Source organism: Sphingobium sp. CR2-8 (genome assembly GCF_035818615.1).
Lineage (GTDB): Bacteria > Pseudomonadota > Alphaproteobacteria > Sphingomonadales > Sphingomonadaceae > Sphingobium.
Genome location: NZ_JAYKZY010000002.1, coordinates 902,062 through 919,261, shown reverse-complemented (window position 1 = coordinate 919,261; position 17,200 = coordinate 902,062). Strand labels below are relative to the sequence as shown.

The window sequence follows — 17,200 nt, the reverse complement described above, 5'->3', positions numbered from 1 at the left end:
GATGTGGTCGGGTGTATAATCACCCCGCGCACTCCCGCGCGACGGTCACATCGTCGAAGGGCAGCACGCGGTCGCCGATGATCTGGCCCTGTTCATGGCCCTTGCCCGCCAGCAGCACGATGTCGTCCGCCCCGGCCTGCGCGATGGCGGCGGCAATGGCGGCGCGGCGGCCGCCGATTTCCTTGGCTCCCGGCGCGCCCGCCATGACGGCTGCGCGGATGGCGGAGGGTTCCTCGGAACGTGGATTGTCGTCGGTGACGATGACGTGATCGGCCAGTTCCGCCGCGACCTGGCCCATCAGGGGACGCTTGCCCGCGTCGCGATCACCGCCCGCGCCGAACAGGGCGATGAGCTTGCCACGGGTGTGCGGGCGCAAGGCTTCGATCGCGGCGCGCAGGCCGTCCGGGGTATGGGCGTAATCGACATAGACCGGCGCGCCCGCCTTGCTGATGACGGCGCGTTCCAGACGTCCGCGGACGGGCTGGACCCGGCCCAGCAGTTCCAGCACCCTGGCGATATCGCTGCCGGTGGCGATGGCGAGGCCTGCGGCGGTCAGGGCGTTGGCGGCCTGATAGGCACCGATCAGCGGCAGATTGACCTTGTAGCCTTTGCCTTCGACTTCGATTTCCAGCGTCTGGCCCAACTGGGTCGGGGTGCGGTTGGTGAGGCGGAGCGCCTGCCCCTGCACCCCGACGCTCAGCACACGAAGCCCCCGCTTCGTAGCCCGCGCGATGACCTTGTCCGACCAGGCGTCGTCCGCCCAGACGACCACCGCGCCGTCGGGCGCGACCACTTCGTCGAACAGCCGCATCTTGGCGTCGAAATAGGCCTCCATATCGCCATGATAGTCGAGATGATCGCGCGACAGGTTTGTGAAGGCTCCGGCGACAACCGGCAGGCCTTCGGTGCGATATTGGTCCAGGCCATGGCTGGACGCTTCGAACGCGGCGTGGGTGATGCCTTCGCGACGCAGGCCCGACATGTTGGCAAGGAAGGTGACGATGTCCGGCGTGGTAAGGCCGGTGGACACCTGATCGACTGCGGTCGTCACGCCCAGCGTGCCGATCGACGCAGACTTGTGCCCCAGCATGCGCCAGAGCTGACGCGCCAGTTCCACGGTGCTGGTCTTGCCATTGGTGCCGGTAACGGCGACGGTCACATCGGGGAAGGGCGCGAAATAGCGCGCGGCGAGCAGCGCCAGCAGGCGGCGCGGATTGGCGTGGGCGATGTGGATCGCCCCTTCGACCTTCGCTTCCGGGCGGGCGACCACGGCGATCGCGCCGGATCTGACCGCATCGGCGATATAATCCTCTCCATTGACGCGCAGGCCCTGGAAGGCGCCGAAGACGGTGCCGGGCGCAACCTTGCGATTGTCGATGGCAAAGCCGGTGACGTTGGCGTCGAGGCCTTCACCGATCACCGTCGCATCCAGCCCTGCGACCAGCGAGCCGAGGCGCATCATTCTTTCTCCTTGTCGCCGTGCAGCAGCGGCATGAGGTCGGAAATGTCGACATCGCGACTTTCGTCCGGCATCACGCCCAGCATCGGGCCGGTCCGCTCGACCACGCGCTTCACCACGGGCGCGGCGGTCCAGGCGGCAGTGCGCAGGCCGTACTGGCCCGTCGCCTCGTCCATGATCGCGACGACGACGTAGCGGGGATTGTCCATGGGGAAAGCAGAAGCGAAAGTCGTCACCAGCGAAGTCTTGTTATAGCGCCCCTCTTGAGGCTTTTCGGCGGAACCCGTCTTGCCGCCCACCCGGAATCCCTTGGCGTCGGCGCTACGCCCTGTACCCGCCGACACGATCATCCGCAACAGTTGCCGCATCCGCGCGCTGGTGGCGGCGGAAAAGACGCGGCGACCTTCGGGCACTTCGTCGGGGCGCAGCTTGCGCACGGTTGCGGGACGCCAGATGCCGCCATTGACCAGAGCGGCGTACGCGCTCGCCAGATGGAGCGGCGTGACGGCGATGCCATGGCCATAGGCGGTCGTCATGCTGGTGATGCGGCCCCAACTAGACGGCCAGATGCCCTTGGCGCGCTCGTTGAACTCGATCGGCGCGCGCTGGTCGAAATCTAGGCTGCGGAACATCTTTTGCAGCGGTGCGGCGCCCATTTCGTCGGCGATGCGCGCGGTGCCGATGTTGGAGCTGTGCACCAAGATTTCCGGTACGTTGATCCAGCGGCCCATCGCATGGTCGTCCTTGATGCGGAAGCCCGCGACGGCGAGCGGGGCGGTCGCGTCATAGCGCTTGCTCATCGACGTCACGACGCCCGCGTCCATCGCGGCGGCGATCGACAGCGGCTTGAAGGACGAACCCAGTTCGTAGCGGGCCTGCACCATATGGTTGCAAAGCGGCGATTCGCTGCACGTCTTGCCCGCGTAATTCTGCAACTTGTTGGGATCGAAGACGGGGATGGACGCCATGGCGATCACTTCGCCGGTATTGGCGTCTAGGATGATGCCGCCCGCGCCCTTCGCCCGGGTCTGCACCAGCTGCGCATAAAGCTCGCTTTCCAGCGCGCCCTGCACCCGGCTGTCGATCGACACGGCGAAGGGCTGACCGCGCTGTGCTGCGTCAGTCAACCGGTCGTTGAAGGCCGCCTCCACGCCCATGCCGCCCACGCCATCGGCATTGGGGGCAAAGCCCAGCACATGCGCCGCGAGCGTGCGCTGCGGATAGAGCCGTTCCTTCTCACGCGGGAATTCGATGCCGATTTCGCCCAGCGCGTTCACAGCCGCCACTTCTTCGGGCAGAGCGCGACGGCGCAGATAGGCCCAGCCCCGGCCGGCCAGCTTCTTGTAGAAGGCGGATTCGGGTTCGTCGGGAAAGATTTCGTGCAGCTTGCGCGCCAATTCGGACGGTTCGCCGATCAGCTTGGACGGGCGCACCGCCACCGAATAGGCGTCCATCGTGCGCGCCAGCGGCACGCCGTTGCGGTCCACGATATCGGCGCGCGCGGGCAGGAAGGGCGACAGCGTGCCGTCCCCCGCCGACCCATGCGCAAAAATGCCGACCCATGCGAGTCGGCCGATCAGGATGGTCGTAATGGCTAGGAACAGGATGAGCAGCAGCATCAACCGGTTGTGAGCCATGGCGGTCAGGTTGACCCTTTGCCGCCCTGCCCGTTCGCCGCCGGGCTGAACAATGATCGTGGCCATCAGCGCGCCTCCCTGCGCTTCTCGCGCGCCGCCTTGGCGCTGAGGTCACCCAAGGTGCTGTCGTCCAGCAGCTTGGCATCGAGCATCGCCATCCGCTCCGCCTTGCGCGCGATCGGATTGGGCCTGGACATGTCGGCGTCGACCTTCGCCTGGACCGCCGGGGTGCGGGGCGCGGGCTTGGGCAGCTTGTCGACGGCGTCGGCCGCGTGAGCTTCGCGGATCACGGCGATTTCGCTGCGAATCTGGGTCGCGGCCGGGCTTTCTGGCGCCTTTTGCGGGGCGGACGGCAGGTCGGCGGGGGTCTGGACCATCGCGACCATCACCGGCGGCGCGACATAATCGGGGCCGTTGGGCTGGATACCGTCGAGATTGGCGAGCGCCCGTTCGCCGCCCAGATATTGCTGGGCGGTGGGCGTGGCGTACATGAAATCGTCCTGGTTCCAACGTTCCAGCTGGCGCATCGAGGCGCGCGCGCTGAATTCCGTTTCCAGATAGCGGATGTCGCTCTTCGCCCGCGCGATCTGCGCCCGCACATACATCAGCTCGTTGCGCTCGGTCGCGACCTTGAGCGACACCATGTACGCGCCGAGCGCGCCCAGCGCGACCAGGATCACCCAGATCAGGCTCTGCAACCTTTTGACGGCGATCATGCGCTGTTACTCCGGATGGAAGCGGACTGGGCTGGGGCAGAGGTACGAACGGCGGCGCGCAGGGTCGCGGAGCGGGCGCGGGGGTTGCGCGCCAGTTCCGCATCGCCAGGACGCACCGCCTTGGCAGGCTTGGCGAAGGTCGGCTGCGGTCCGGCCGCGCGTTCGGGCAAATGCCTGGACCCGGCCCCTTCACCGCCGCTGCGCTTGCGCAGGAATTGCTTGACGATGCGATCTTCCAGACTGTGGAAGGTGACGATCGCCAGCCGACCGCCCTCTTCCAGCAGCGCCTCGGCCGCGTCCAGCGCCAGTTCCAATTCCTCCAGCTCGCGATTTACATGGATGCGGATCGCCTGGAAGGTGCGGGTCGCCGGGTCCTTCTTGTCATGCGGCTTGTGGCCCAGCGCGCGGCGGACCACGGCGGCCAGCTGGCCGGTGCGCTCCAGCGGACGGGCGTCGACGATCGCATGCGCGACCCGGCGCGAGCGGGGTTCGTCGCCATAGCGATAGATGACGTTGGCGATATCCTCTTCGGACGCCGTATTGAGGAAGTCGGCGGCGCTCATGCCGTCCTGACTCATCGTCATGGTGAGCGGGCCATCGGACTGGAAGGAAAAGCCGCGCTCCGCCCGATCGAGTTGCATCGAGGAGACGCCGATGTCGAGCGTGATGCCCGACACCTTCTCTATGCCGCGTTCGGCCAGCAAGTCGGCCATGCGCGAAAATTCGCCCGCGATTAGCGTGATGCCATGCGCATCGGCCACCGCCTGCCCTTCGCGGATCGCATCGGGGTCGCGATCGAAGGCGAAGACCTGCGCGCCCGCGCGCGCCATGGCGCTGCTGTAGCCGCCCGCGCCGAAGGTGCCGTCGACATGAATCTCGCCGGGGGTGATGGCAAGGGCGTCCAGCACTTCATCGATCAGGACGGGAATGTGGGGAGCGTGGCTCATTTGCCGCCCCCTGCCGCGCGCGCGTCGAGCCAGCGGCGGACCTTGTTGCGGATCAGCGCCGGGCGTTCGGGGCTTTCGACCAGGGCTTGGGGATGCCAGATCTGGAAATAGCGGCCCACGCCATAGAAGAAGATCGCGTCCGTGATGCCCGCTTCTTCCTTGATATCGGGGTGCAGGAAGAAACGGCCGCCATCATCGAAATTGACGTCCTCGATCGTGCCGAGCCGATTTTCCCGCTCCAGATCGCCATTGAAGGGGCGGTTCGCCTCCCGCGCCAGCCGTTCCAGTTCGGCGACTTCATCGAAGAGGAACTGCTTGTGCGACAGGCCAAAGCCAGTGGCGCAACCATTGTCCATATGGACCGAGAGGCACAGGCGGTTTTCGTCGCCGCTCGCCTGCCGGACCAGCTTGCGCATCTCCAGGGGCAGCACGAACCGGCCTTTGCCGTCCGCGACGCTGAACGCGTTGCCCGAATAGAGAGTGACGTCCGACACGGTAGCGACTGGCCCCTTATGAACCGGGGCACAGGCCGCCCGTCGCCGGAATCACGATAAGACCATCCAGCGCACAGGACTGCACAAAGCCTGACGAACCCCAATGCCATTTTCCTATCAAGCATGAGGCCGACTGGGAAGGGAAAAGATGGGTGTAGTCGGGAAAATCAGGTGAAATTTGGGACTAGTCGGATTTCCTGGCATTATTGATGTAGGTTTCACTTTTTGTTCCGCCGGGTGTGCCGCGCTTTTCCTGCCGGAAGAGGATCGCGCCCAGAATTGCCCAGATCATCCCGGCCAAAAGCGCCCAGCGGAGTGCGGCGGTCACGTCCGCAGCCTCCCGCATCCAGTGCCGCGCGCCGGGGATGGATGCGCCCAGCCACTGCGCGACGCGGGCGGGCGTGTCCGCCACCCATAGACGGGGATCGAGCGGATGGGCGGGATCGGCCAGCCAGAGCCGGTCGTCGATCGGGTCTGCATCGCCCAGCAGCAGCACCTGACCCTCGCCGACGCGCTTGCGCTGGATGTCGCGATCCCCATCGGCGCCGAAAAATTGCGCGCCCGACACGGTTATGAGGGCGCCATCGGGCGAAAAATGGCGGATTTCCGTGTTGTCACGGCCGGATGGTTCAAAACCCCAATGGTCGAGCAGCGGCGCAAGCGAATGCGCCGACGGCGCGCGGCGACGATCGCCCAACGGCAAAGTGGAGGGCCAGCGCAGCAGAGGATCGGCGAGGACGAGCGCGGTGCCGCCATCCCGCACCCATCGGTCGATCGCCACCCGTTGCGGCGGCGTGAGCGCGCGCGGTTGGGCCAGCAGCAGGCGGCGCGCGCGTGATGCGGACAGCTGTAGCGGGTCGTCCAGCGGCACGACTGTGAAACGGGTGCGCAGGACCGTGATGATGGGGGCATCCTGCGGCCCATCCTGTCCCGACTCCGCCCAGAAAAGCGGCAGGCCCGTGACGACAGCGAGTTTGGGGCGGTCCGGGACAGGCTGGAGCTGCTGGGTGGGGCCACGCCATAGGATCAGCCCGGCGAGGATGAGGAAGGCCATTCCCACAAGCCTTCTCTTCCAGCGCAGTCGAGAAGTGGAGCGTGCCGCGCTGCTGGTTCTCGACAGGCTCGCACCGAACGGAGGTTGGCGCAGGGCAGACCCGCCGAACAGTGCCAGCAGGGCGACCGCCAGCAAGCCCAGCGCCGCAACCACATCTGGCGCGCGCGCCGCGGCGATGGTGCAGAATATCAGCGCCGTCCCGATGCCACCCATCGCCACCCAGGCGAGCATCGCCCAGCTACGCCGCGCGAGCAGTAGCCCGACCGCCGCTGAAACCATGGCCGCAGGCAGGCCCCAGTCCCAGGGATCGGCTTGTCCCGTCAGCCAGGCGCGCTTAAGGCCGATGAGAAAGATCAGAAGCGACGGCAGCCAGATCCCAAGGAATTGCCTGACCCCCGCCATCACGGGTGACGCCCCCTCCCCGGTCGCAGCATCAACGTTGCTGCTGCGGGGCTTCGCGATCGATGGATTTGCGAATATTGGGATCGGGCTGGAGGTCGGGCACGATCGGGGCCTGTTCCGGGGCGGGTTGCACGCCCAGTTCGGCCAGCGGATCTTTGGGCGCGACGGCATTTTGCGGCAGCGTCGGCACGACCGGCGGCGGCAGCGCGGCGTCGTCCATCCGCGCCTTTTCGATGACGATATTGGCAAGGCCCACGAGCAGAACGACACCCGCCAGACCGGTCAGGCCGATCTGGACGCGCTGCAACCCTTCCTGTCGGCGGGGTGTTTCAGCCATGCCTGCGCTCTTATTGTCTTCGCCGCGACCCGTGTCGACGATCATGCAGTGTGCGCGAGCCAGGGGAAGACCGTCAAGCCCTTAGATTCCAGCCATTGCCGGTTGTAGAGGGTCGACAGATAGCGGAAGCCGGTGTCGCACAGGATGGTTGCGATCCGCTTGCCCGGCCCCAGTTGCTTCGCCAGCGCGACCGCGCCCGCGACGTTGATGCCCGACGACAGGCCCAGGCACAGCCCCTCCTCGGCCAGCAGACGGCGCACCCACTCCAGCCCCTCTTCGTCGGAGATACGGAATTGGGTATCGATCGGCGCGCCTTCCAGATTGGCGGTGATGCGCCCCTGCCCGATGCCTTCGGCGACGCTGCTGCCCTCCGACTTGAGTTCGCCTTCCGCATAATAGCTGTAGAGCGCCGCACCGTGGGGATCGCTGAGCGCGATGGTGACGGCTTCGTCCTTGGCTTTGAGGCCCAATCCCACCCCCGCGATCGTACCGCCGGTGCCCGCCGCGCAGGTGAAGCCGTCGATCCGGCCGTCCATCTGGGTCCAGATTTCCTCGGCCGTGCCGATGATATGCGCCTTGCGATTGGCGATATTGTCGAATTGGTTGGCCCAGATCGCGCCTTCCGTCTCTTCCGCCAGGCGGCGCGAGGTGTGGACGAAATGGCCGGGGTTGGAATAGGGCGCGGCCGGGACCGTGACCAGTTCCGCGCCGAGCGCGCGCAGCGTGTCCATCTTTTCGCGGCTCTGGGTTTCAGGCATGACGATGATCGTCTTATACCCCTTGGCATTGGCCACCAGCGCCAGACCGATGCCGGTATTGCCTGCCGTCCCCTCGACAATGGTGCCGCCGGGCTTGAGCAGGCCCTTCTCCTCGGCATCGTTGACGATGAACAACGCCGCCCGGTCCTTCACGGACGCACCCGGATTGGCAAATTCACATTTGGCGAAAATATCGCACCCCGTCTCTTCCGAGGGGCCGACGAGGCGCACCATCGGCGTATTGCCGATCAGCGCGAGACTATGGGGTTGAAGCAGCATGGCCCCCGCATAGCGGAGCGGGCGCGGCTTTGCCAAGCAAGGGAATGATGATCGGGCGAAAGCGCGCATTTAGCTGCGCCGATTAACCTTTGCCTTCATTGCCGTCCCATTGCGGCACATAGGAAATGTAGTGAGGAAAGCGGAAGGATTTTGGCGTAAGGGCAGGCTGGGCGACGCGTGGTCGTCGATGATGGGATTTGCCATGCGGCTGTCGGCGCAGTTTCGGGGATGGAAGGGGCATGGCGCGATTCTGATGATCGCGCTGCTGGCCCTGGTTGCCCCGCGCCTGATCACCGCCGCGCCGCTCGACATGCTGGGTGGCGATCGCGCGGCGGCCGCTGCCGATCCGTCGGAGGATTCGGGCGCGAATTTCCCCGGCTCCGCCTTCTTCTACGCGCAGGGTGCGTTCGATCCGGTGCCGGGCGTCGCCACGGTGCAGAGCGAACATGTGCTGGGCCTGGACGAGGTCAAGGCGGCACCCGCCATGGTGTTTCGCGGGCTGACCGGCGTGGACAGCTATCGCGCGCTCAACTGCCTGACGTCGGCCATCTATTATGAAGCGGGCAACGAGCCGGACGACGGACAACGCGCGGTGGCGCAGGTGGTGCTCAATCGGGTGCGCAGTCAGCTTTGGCCGAACACGGTGTGCGGCGTCGTCTATCAGGGGTCGGAACGCACCGACTATAAATGCCAGTTCACTTTCAGCTGCGACGGGGCGATGGCGCGGCTGCCCGCTGCTGCTGCCTGGGTCCGGGCGCGGCATGTGGCGGAAGAGGCGCTGGCAGGCAGGGTCTATGCGCCGGTCGGCCTTGCCACCCATTATCACACGCTGGCGGTGCGGCCCGACTGGTCGTCCAGCCTGCAGGCGGTGGCGGTGGTCGGCGCGCATATATTCTACCGCAATCCGGGCTTCATCGGCACGCCAGCAGCGTTCCACGCCACCTATCTGGGACGCGAGACGATCGCCGGTCCAGCGCGCACCAGTTGGCCCGCCCGCCCCGTGCAGCCGGTCGAAACGCTGGCGCCGCTTTATGGGGGCCCTCTTCCCGCACAAGCGCCCGTTTCGCCACGCGGCGGATGGACGCCCGCACCGGTGCCCGCCCCGGTGGACGATGGCCTGCCGGAATCGACCATACGCCCGGAATATCGCAACAGCGGCCGCCCGCTGATCTGAACTTTTCCCTGCGTACGGCGATCTTTTTTGCGGTTAACGACAGCGCCACCATCGAAGCGACTGGAAAAAAAGCACTTAAAAAAATGCATTTTGGCGAAGGCTACGGGAACCGATCCGGGCGGTAAGAGGTTTTATATTCCGGATAGCAAATCTTTTGCCCCCCGCTCTTGCTATCCACATAATATGAGCCCGGAATGTTTCCCCCCGACGCATTCCGGGCTCAGACTTTTTTCAGGGGCAATCTTCCTTTTGAAATCATTATTCTTTTCGGCTGCGGAACGTATTTCGGCAGTGCGGGTTCTTCCCTCGTCACTGCGATGGCCTGGCCATCCGGTCACAGATTTTGAGGAGGAGATTTCCGATGTCGAAGAAAATTCTGGCCGCTGTGCTGCTCACCGGATCACTCATGGTCGCCGCATGCAACACCGTCGAAGGCGCAGGCCGCGACGTGCAGAGTGCTGGCAAGGCCGTGGAAAAATCGGCGAACTAAATAGACGCTATCCGCGTTTACTACCCCGCTCCCTAGCATGGCCCGCCCGTAACAAGGCGGGCCCTTTTTTTGTGTGCGGGGAGAGACGCGGTGATGCGAAGGGCCGTTTCTCACCCTTCCCAAAAATCCCCGATCAGGCTGACGCTTCCTCGGCCGCCTCGACCTTGGCCGCGCGTCGGTCAGTGAACCAGATGGCGATGATGGTGATTTCGTAGAGCAGCAACAGCGGGATAGCGAGCATCAGCTGCGACACGACATCCGGCGGGGTCAGGACCGCGGCCAGGATGAAGGCGGCAACGATCATGTAGCGGCGCATGCCGATCAGTTGCGCCCGGGTGACGAAGCCCGCACGGTTAAGCAGCATCAACAGCACCGGCATCAGGAAACTGATGCCAAAGGCCAGGATGAACTGCATGACGAGGCCCAGATAGGCGTCGGCGCTTGGCAGAGCCTCGACCGACAAACCACTGCTATTACCCTGAAATTCCAGGAAGAAGTGAAAAGCGGTCGGCATCACCACGAAATAGGCCAGGCTCGCGCCCATGGCGAACAGGAAGGGCGTCGCGAGGATGAAGGGCAGCAGCGCCTTCTTTTCCTTGGCATAGAGGCCGGGCGCGACGAAGGCCCAGAGCTGGTTGGCGATGATCGGGAAGGACAGGCAGAAAGCGCCAAAAAAGGCGATCTTCACCTGTACGAAAAAAGCCTCGTACAACTTGGTGTAGACCAGCTTGCCGCCGCCGTCGCCAAAGGCTTCCTTGAGGGGGTGGACCAGAATCGCGAAGAGCTGCTCGGAGAAGTAGAAGCAGACCGCGCCGCTGACCACCAGCGCATAGACGCATTTGAGCAGACGGCCGCGTAGTTCGATCAGATGGTCGAGCAAGGGCGCCTTGCTGTCGTCGATGTCACCGATCATGCCGCTGCATCGCCCTTATGCGGGGTGGCGTGCGAGTGGGACGCAGGCGCTTCGGCGACATAGGGCGGGCCTTCGCTGGCCGCCGGGGCCGCCGGGGCCGCCGGGGCCGCCGGGGCCGCCGCAGCGGGTACAGGCGCCAATTCGGCCACGAAGGCGGGCGTTTCGGCCGACGCTTCCGCGACATAGGGTGGCACATCCTGCGCCGATGATTCGACCGGGGCCGGCAAGGCGTCGGGCGCGGTTTCGGGTGGATGTTCGTCCATGATCCGCTTGTTCTGCGCCGCCCACTTCTTTTCCAGCTCTTCCAGTTCCACTTCGCGGACCATGGCGTCGATGCCGGTGCGGAAATGCCGGGCCATGCCCTGCGCCTTGCCGACGATCTGGCCCACCTTGTAAAGGGCGCGCGGCAAATCCTTCGGCCCGATCACGATCACGGCGATGATCACGATCACCAGAAATTCGGACGAATCGATACCAAACATGCGGGACTACCGGCCTGCGCTAGAGGATCAGGCCTTGGTCTTTTCTTCGGTCGCGCTGGGCGTCGGCGCGTCCTGTTCAGGCACGCGGTGCCCCTCCAGGCGCGTCGCGGGCTTCGTCGGCGTCACGTCGTCGTCACTGTCGTCGGCCATGCCCTTCTTGAAGCTCTTGATGCCCTTGGCCACGTCACCCATGAGGCCGGAAATCCGGCCGCCGCCGAACAGCAGCATGACGACCAGGAGCACGATCACCCAGTGCATCAGCGAAAAGGAACCCATTTTTCAATACTCCAAGTAGAAGGCCTATCTAGGCGTCTTCCTCATCATTTTCCACAACGGATTGACCGCCCAGACCCTCCAGCGCCAAATCGACGGGGTCGAGCAGGCCGGCGGCGCGCAAATCATCCATCCCGGGAAGGTCGCGACGGCTGCTAAGCCCGAAATGTGACAGAAAATCTACGCTGGTCGCATAGGTGAGCGGACGACCGGGCACTTCGCGCCGTCCGGCGGGGCGGACCCACCCCGCCTCCATCAGCACGTCGAGCGTGCCCTTGGCCACCTGGACGCCGCGGATCGCTTCGATCTCGGCCCGGCTGACCGGTTCGTGATAGGCGATGATCGCCAGCGTCTCCATGGCGGCGCGCGACAATTTGCGCGGCTCGTCCTTTTCGCGGCGCAGGATATGGGCCAGGTCGCTGGCGGTCTGGAAATGCCAGCGACCGCCCCGTTCGACCAGATTGACGCCGCGCCCGGCATAATGATCGGACAGGGCCGCCAGCGCGGCCGACAGGTTGCCGCGATCGCCCACATGGAGTTTGAGTTCGGCGGGAGTCAGCGGCGCTTCGGCCACGAACAGCGCCGCCTCCACCGCGCGCAGGAAATCGTCGGGTTCCGGGGTCATGCCCTAGCACCTTGATTCGATGGTGCAGCGCGAAGATAGAGGGGCGCGAAGATACCGTCCTGCCGCATCTCCAGCCGCCCCTGCCGGGCGAGTTCCAACGCCGCGACGAAGCTGCTGGCGAGCGCCGACTTCGCCTTGGGCGCGTCGAGATCGGGCGGCAGGAAGGATTCGAGCCGGGTCCAGTCGATCGCAACGCCGACCAGCCTGCCGACCCGCTGGATCGCCTCGTCCAGCGTCATGACCGGGCGCACGGCGATGGTATGGACGACCGGCTGGGTGCGGGCGCGAATCTGGCCATAGGCCTGGATCAGGTCGTAGAGGCTGGCGCGCCATTGCGCCTTGCGCACCAGCCGCAGGCCTTCGGGCTTGCGACGGGCGAAGACGTCGCGGCCGATCCGGTCGCGGGCCATCAGCCGGGCGGCGGCGTCGCGCATCGCATGGAGCCGCTGGAGCCGCAATTGCAGGCGCAGCGCCAGGTCTTCGGGGCTGGGATCTTCCTGCTCCTGCCGGGGCAGCAACAGCGAGGATTTGAGATAGGCGAGCCAGGCCGCCATCACGAGATAATCCGCCGCCAGTTCCAGCCGCAATTCCCGCGCGCCGTCGATGAACCCCAGATATTGTTCGGTCAGCGCCAGTATTGAAATTTCGCGCAGATCCACCTTCTGCGCGCGCGCGAGGCTGAGCAGCAGGTCGAGCGGCCCCTCCCACGCGTCGAAGCTGACGTTCAGGGTTTCGGGCAGCGTCCCGGCGCTGAAAATGGTCGGTGGATGGAACAGATCGTCGGTCAAGCGGCTACCAGGTCCAGCAGCGAATCGCGGGTGGCCAGCAGCGTATCGAGCGGCGGCTGGTCCGCGCGTCCCGTCACCGACGCCATCGCCCGGTCGAGCCGCGCCCGGCCCGCATCTGTGATTTCCGGCAACAGCGTGGCGATGCCGACCATATCGTCCATCCGACCCCAGCAGTTGAGCGCCAGGTCGCATCCCGCCGCGACCACGGCGGCGGCCAGTTCGGGGATGCTGCCGTTCAGCGCCTTCATATCGAGATCGTCGGACATCAACAGTCCGTCGAAACCGATGCGTTGCCGGATAATCTCCTCGATGATCGTGGGCGACAGGCTGGCGGGGTGCTGTGCGTCCCAGGCGGTATAGACGACATGGGCGGTCATCCCGATCGGCGCCTGATTGAGCGTGCGGAAGGGGGCGAGGTCGGTCTCCAGCGCGTTCAGATCTGCATCGACCACCGGCAGGTCGAGATGGCTGTCCACCAGTGCCCGGCCATGGCCCGGCATATGCTTGACGATGCCGACCACCCCGCCATCGGCCAGCCCCTCCAGCGTGGCGCGGCCCAGCGCCGCCACCCGCATCGGCTCCGCGCCCAGCGTCCGGTCGCCCATGATGTCGCTGGCCCCATCCTGTCGCACGTCGAGCAGCGGCAGCGCGTCCACGGTGATCCCGACCTCCGCCAGCGTCAGCGCGATGGCATGGGCGTTGGCGCGCGCGGCGGCGATCGCGCTGGACGGGGAGAGATCGTACAGCCGGTCGAACACCGCGCCGGGCGGGAAGCTGGGCCAGACGGGCGCCTGCATCCGCGCGACGCGTCCGCCCTCCTGATCGATCATGATCAGCAGGTCTTCGCGCCCGTGCAGGCTGCGCAGATCGTCCGTCAGCGCGCGCAATTGCGCCCGGTCGGCAATGTTCCGCTTGAACAGGATATAGCCGGCGGGCTGCGCGTCATGGAAGAAGGCGCGCTCGTCGGAAGTCAGTGTTGCGCCGGACAGGCCGAAGATGACGGGTTTCATGGACGCAATCGTAGCGGGACGCAGGTGGTTCGCGCAACCTGTTCCCTCTCCCCTTTGCGAGGATAGGGAAGCACGGATCAGTTGACCACCAGGCAGCTTTCGCCCGCGACCTTGAGCTTGCCGCAGATCGTTCCGGCCTGGCCGCCCGCGCTGGCGCGCAGGCGATAGACGGTGCCGCCGCCGACCTGCGCCGGTTCCACCGTCATGGCGAGGGGGGCGAGATAAGCGAAACGCTTGGACAGCTTGGTCCAGGCATCCTTGGCCCCCGATGCGCTGCCATAGGCGCCCAGCTGGATCATCGCGCCGCCTGCCGTCGGCCTGGGCGCGGCGGCGGGGCGGGCGCTCGTTTCGTCGGTGACGCGGGTCGTGACGCTTTGCGCGGGCTTGTTCGGCGTGGCAGCCGCGGGTTTGGCAGGCGCGGGCGCGGTCTTGGCGATCGGCGCTTCGGGCACGCGGCTGGGATCGATGCGCCCGTCGCGCAGCACGCCTTCGCTGGCGGCGAAGCTGGCGTCGCCTTCGCCATCGAACTTCTTGGCGTCGGCTTCGTTGGCGGCGATCTTATAGTCCTGCGTCGGGGCCGCGATCAGCTGGCCTTCGCCCGCACCGCCTGCGCCGTTGCGGTTCTGCATCCACCATATGCCCGCGACGACCGCACCGATCAGCACGAGGCCGAGCAGGATCAGGCCAAGCAACCGCAAGGGCGAAATCGGGTCTTCCGCATCGTCATCGATCGCCGGTTCCAGCCAGGGCAGACGATCCTCATCGTCCAGATCCAGTCGTCCGCGCGCATAATCGCCCATGTTTCAGCGCCTCACTGCATTTCCGTCAGGGCCTCAACGCCCATCAGCGCCAGCCCGTTGCGGATAATCTGCCCTATTCCTTGCGCGAGGAAAAGGCGCGTGGCGGTGAGCGCCGGATCGTCGGCCAGGATGACGCGCGCGCGTGGATCGTCATTGCCCATATTCCACCATCCGTGGAAGGCGGAAGCCAAGTCGTTGAGATAGAAGGCGATACGATGCGGTTCGCGGGCCTGGGCAGACCCCTCCACCACGCGCGGGAACTGCGCCGCGAGCTTGACGATGGCGAGTTCGGCCGTCCCAAGAAGGGACAGGTCGGGCGCAGGCAGGACGATCCCCGCCTCTTCGGCCCGCCGTCCGAGCGAGGAAATCCGCGCATGGGCATATTGGACGTAGAAGACCGGATTGTCCTTCGACGCCTCCACCACCTTGGCGAAATCGAAGTCCATCTGGGCATCAGCCTTGCGCGTCAGCATGGTGAAGCGGACGACATCCTTGCCCACTTCCTGCACGACATCGGCCAGCGTCACGAAATTGCCCGCGCGCTTGGACATTTTCACCGGCTCGCCGTCGCGCAGCAGGCGGACCATCTGAATGAGCTTGACGTCGAAGCGCGCCTTGCCCTCCGTCAGGGCGGCGACGGCGGCCTGGATGCGCTTGACCGTGCCGGCATGGTCCGCGCCCCAGATGTCGATCAACTGGTCCGCGCTCTGGGCCTTCTGGTAATGATAGGCCATGTCCGCGCCGAAATAGGTCCAGCTGCCGTTCGACTTCTTGATCGGGCGATCCTGATCGTCGCCGAAGCGGGTCGATCGGAACAGCGGCAGCTCGACCGGCTCCCAATCATCAGGCAGTTCGCCCTTGGGTGCTTCGAGCACGCCATCATAGACGAGGTCATGCGCGCGCAGCCAGGCTTCGGCCTGTTCGGGCTTGCCCGCCGCCTGCAATTCGGCCTCCGACGAGAAGATGTCGTGATGGATGCCGAGCAGCGCCAGGTCGCTGCGGATCATGTCCATCATCTTTTCCACGGCGAAGCTGCGGAAGGTGACGAGCCATTCGCTTTCGGGCGCGCCGACATAGGTGTCGCCATATTCGGCGGCCAGGGCCTGTCCCACCGGCACCAGATAGTCGCCGGGGTAAAGGCCTTCGGGGATAGCGATGCTTTCGCCCAGCGCCTCGCGGTAGCGCAGATGCGCCGACCGGGCGAGGACATCGACCTGACCGCCCGCGTCGTTGATATAATATTCGCGCGTCACCTTGTGCCCGGCATATTCCAACAAGGTTGCGAGCGCATCGCCCACCACCGCGCCGCGGCAATGGCCCATATGCATGGGGCCGGTCGGGTTGGCCGAGACATATTCGACGTTGACGGTCACACCCTGCCCGATGTCGGACCGGCCATAATCGGCGGCGTCCACATGGATCGCGGCCAGTTCTGCCCGCCATGTCGGGTCGGTCAGGGTCAGGTTGATGAAGCCGGGACCAGCGATGGTCGCGCTTTCGACTTCGTCCAGCGCCTGGAGCTTCGTCACGATCGCGTCGGCCAACGCGCGCGGATTGGTGCCTGCGGGCTTGGCCAGCACCATGGCGGCGTTGGTGGCCAAATCGCCATGGCTGGGGTCGCGCGGCGGCTCCACCGTCACCGGCTTGCGGTTGAGGCCTGCGGGCAAGGTGCCGTCGGCCTCCAGCGCGTCGAGCACGGCGTCGAGATGGGTGGTGAAACGGGTGTAAAGGGACACGGGGCAGTTCCTCGAAAACACGGATTCTGTTTGTTTACATGAACCCTTGTTCCCCGGCGCAGGCCGGGGTCCAGTTCTACATGGCGGGACTGGACCCGGCCTGCGCCGGGGAACAAGGCTCGCTTCAAAAAAGTCGGCTTTGCAACGAGTGTGCAAGCGTCGACAAAACGCTTAACGCGTCGCGTTATATCGGAGCTGGTCCTGGGTCAGGTTGAAACCCACGAGCAGTTCGAAACTGGTTTTCAGCAGCGCCGCCTTCACGTCGGGCTGGGCGAAGGGATCGATCGCGGCGTCGGCGTCGCCCGCCTTGCGCTTTTGCACGATCTTCTGCTGGATGTCGGCGGGCAGCGTGGCCGCGCCCTTGTCGACATAGGAACCAGCCTGGCCCTGCGCGCTGGCGCGATAGTCGCCCGCCGCGAAATTGAGCGTCACCTGCCCCACCCGCTTGGCGACCACGGCATTGCCGCCGCGCACCACGGCCGAGAAATAGGGCAAGGTCACCTGCCGCGCCGCGGTGGCGTCGCTGCGCCGCGCGTTCACGATGAAGGTCGCTTCGGTATAGAATTGCGCCCCGTCGGTGCAGGTCGACCGCAAATTCGTGATGTTGGCGACGACATCGATTGCCGACGCGTCGGTGCGGCCCGCAGGATCGAACAGGGTGATATCGCCGGTCTGCGCGGGCACGGCGGCGGTCGGGCAGGCCGAACGCACGGCGACGATCCCGCCGGTCGCGTCGATTTCACCCCGGCGCGAACAGCCTGCCAGGGCCAGAGCGAGCATGGCAGTCAGGGCGATATGAGACACTTTCACAGGCAGATATTCCTTC

The 17,200-nt window shown here is 65.6% G+C and carries 19 protein-coding genes; 2 read left to right on the top strand and 17 right to left on the bottom strand.

The annotated features are described in order from the left end of the window. Window positions 1-19: 19 nt before the first annotated feature. From U5A82_RS08385 to U5A82_RS08350, 8 genes are all read right to left on the bottom strand, one after another. Window positions 20-1,459 (bottom strand): UDP-N-acetylmuramoyl-L-alanyl-D-glutamate--2,6-diaminopimelate ligase, encoded by a 1,440-nt coding sequence (locus U5A82_RS08385; RefSeq protein ID WP_326292884.1) that lies wholly within the window; start codon window positions 1,457-1,459, stop codon window positions 20-22. Continuing rightward, window positions 1,459-3,162 carry a peptidoglycan D,D-transpeptidase FtsI family protein gene (locus tag U5A82_RS08380; RefSeq protein WP_326290103.1) on the bottom strand — a complete coding sequence of 568 codons (1,704 nt, stop codon included), beginning with the start codon at window positions 3,160-3,162 and terminating at the stop codon, window positions 1,459-1,461. The genes U5A82_RS08385 and U5A82_RS08380 overlap by 1 nt, the downstream gene beginning before the upstream one ends. Further along, window positions 3,162-3,812, bottom strand: coding sequence for a colicin transporter (locus U5A82_RS08375; protein ID WP_326290102.1), 651 nt, complete (start codon window positions 3,810-3,812; stop codon window positions 3,162-3,164). Before U5A82_RS08375 ends, U5A82_RS08380 begins: the two co-directional genes overlap by 1 nt. Beyond that, window positions 3,809-4,759, bottom strand: coding sequence for a 16S rRNA (cytosine(1402)-N(4))-methyltransferase RsmH (gene rsmH / locus U5A82_RS08370; RefSeq protein WP_326290100.1), 951 nt, complete (start codon window positions 4,757-4,759; stop codon window positions 3,809-3,811). Before rsmH ends, U5A82_RS08375 begins: the two co-directional genes overlap by 4 nt. Then, window positions 4,756-5,253, bottom strand: a complete 498-nt coding sequence (locus U5A82_RS08365) for a division/cell wall cluster transcriptional repressor MraZ (RefSeq protein ID WP_326290099.1) — start codon at window positions 5,251-5,253, stop codon at window positions 4,756-4,758. The genes rsmH and U5A82_RS08365 overlap by 4 nt, the downstream gene beginning before the upstream one ends. Before the next feature lie 184 nt (window positions 5,254-5,437). Continuing rightward, window positions 5,438-6,709, bottom strand: a complete 1,272-nt coding sequence (locus U5A82_RS08360; protein ID WP_326292883.1) for a Gldg family protein — start codon at window positions 6,707-6,709, stop codon at window positions 5,438-5,440. Between the two features lie 31 nt (window positions 6,710-6,740). Then, complete coding sequence (locus U5A82_RS08355) at window positions 6,741-7,046, bottom strand: hypothetical protein (protein WP_326290097.1); 306 nt, start codon at window positions 7,044-7,046, stop codon at window positions 6,741-6,743. Window positions 7,047-7,087: 41 nt separating this feature from the next. Beyond that, window positions 7,088-8,083: a cysteine synthase A gene (locus U5A82_RS08350; protein ID WP_326290096.1), complete on the bottom strand. Its 996-nt coding sequence runs from the start codon at window positions 8,081-8,083 to the stop codon at window positions 7,088-7,090. Window positions 8,084-8,270: 187 nt separating this feature from the next. On the opposite strand from U5A82_RS08350, the gene U5A82_RS08345 reads away from it, so the two are divergent. Both U5A82_RS08345 and U5A82_RS08340 read left to right on the top strand, forming a co-directional pair. Further along, on the top strand, window positions 8,271-9,257 hold the full coding sequence (locus U5A82_RS08345; RefSeq protein WP_442802208.1) for a cell wall hydrolase: 987 nt from the start codon (window positions 8,271-8,273) through the stop codon (window positions 9,255-9,257). Between the two features lie 361 nt (window positions 9,258-9,618). Next, a complete protein-coding gene (locus tag U5A82_RS08340; protein WP_326290094.1) occupies window positions 9,619-9,747 on the top strand; it encodes an entericidin A/B family lipoprotein in 129 nt (42 codons plus the stop codon). A gap of 133 nt (window positions 9,748-9,880) precedes the next feature. On the opposite strand, the gene tatC is transcribed toward U5A82_RS08340, so the two are convergent. The 9 genes from tatC to U5A82_RS08295 form a co-directional block, all read right to left on the bottom strand. Then, the gene (gene tatC / locus U5A82_RS08335; RefSeq protein ID WP_326290093.1) at window positions 9,881-10,660 is read right to left on the bottom strand and encodes a twin-arginine translocase subunit TatC; all 780 of its coding nucleotides are present in this window, start codon (window positions 10,658-10,660) and stop codon (window positions 9,881-9,883) included. Continuing rightward, a complete protein-coding gene (gene tatB, locus U5A82_RS08330) occupies window positions 10,657-11,142 on the bottom strand; it encodes a Sec-independent protein translocase protein TatB (RefSeq protein WP_326290091.1) in 486 nt (161 codons plus the stop codon). The genes tatC and tatB overlap by 4 nt, the downstream gene beginning before the upstream one ends. Window positions 11,143-11,169: 27 nt before the next feature. After that, a complete protein-coding gene (locus tag U5A82_RS08325) occupies window positions 11,170-11,418 on the bottom strand; it encodes a twin-arginine translocase TatA/TatE family subunit (protein ID WP_326290089.1) in 249 nt (82 codons plus the stop codon). A gap of 28 nt (window positions 11,419-11,446) precedes the next feature. Next, window positions 11,447-12,040 (bottom strand): SMC-Scp complex subunit ScpB, encoded by a 594-nt coding sequence (gene scpB / locus U5A82_RS08320; protein WP_326290087.1) that lies wholly within the window; start codon window positions 12,038-12,040, stop codon window positions 11,447-11,449. Beyond that, on the bottom strand, window positions 12,037-12,828 hold the full coding sequence (locus U5A82_RS08315) for a segregation and condensation protein A (protein WP_442802161.1): 792 nt from the start codon (window positions 12,826-12,828) through the stop codon (window positions 12,037-12,039). The genes scpB and U5A82_RS08315 overlap by 4 nt, the downstream gene beginning before the upstream one ends. Continuing rightward, the gene (nagZ, locus tag U5A82_RS08310) at window positions 12,825-13,838 is read right to left on the bottom strand and encodes a beta-N-acetylhexosaminidase (protein WP_326290084.1); all 1,014 of its coding nucleotides are present in this window, start codon (window positions 13,836-13,838) and stop codon (window positions 12,825-12,827) included. Before nagZ ends, U5A82_RS08315 begins: the two co-directional genes overlap by 4 nt. 77 nt (window positions 13,839-13,915) lie before the next feature. Then, entirely contained in the window at window positions 13,916-14,638 is a 723-nt protein-coding gene (locus U5A82_RS08305) for an SPOR domain-containing protein (RefSeq protein ID WP_326290082.1), read from the bottom strand. A gap of 11 nt (window positions 14,639-14,649) precedes the next feature. Beyond that, window positions 14,650-16,374 carry an arginine--tRNA ligase gene (argS, locus tag U5A82_RS08300; protein ID WP_326290080.1) on the bottom strand — a complete coding sequence of 575 codons (1,725 nt, stop codon included), beginning with the start codon at window positions 16,372-16,374 and terminating at the stop codon, window positions 14,650-14,652. Window positions 16,375-16,545: 171 nt separating this feature from the next. After that, window positions 16,546-17,154: a hypothetical protein gene (locus tag U5A82_RS08295; protein WP_326292880.1), complete on the bottom strand. Its 609-nt coding sequence runs from the start codon at window positions 17,152-17,154 to the stop codon at window positions 16,546-16,548. Window positions 17,155-17,200 lie beyond the last annotated feature (46 nt).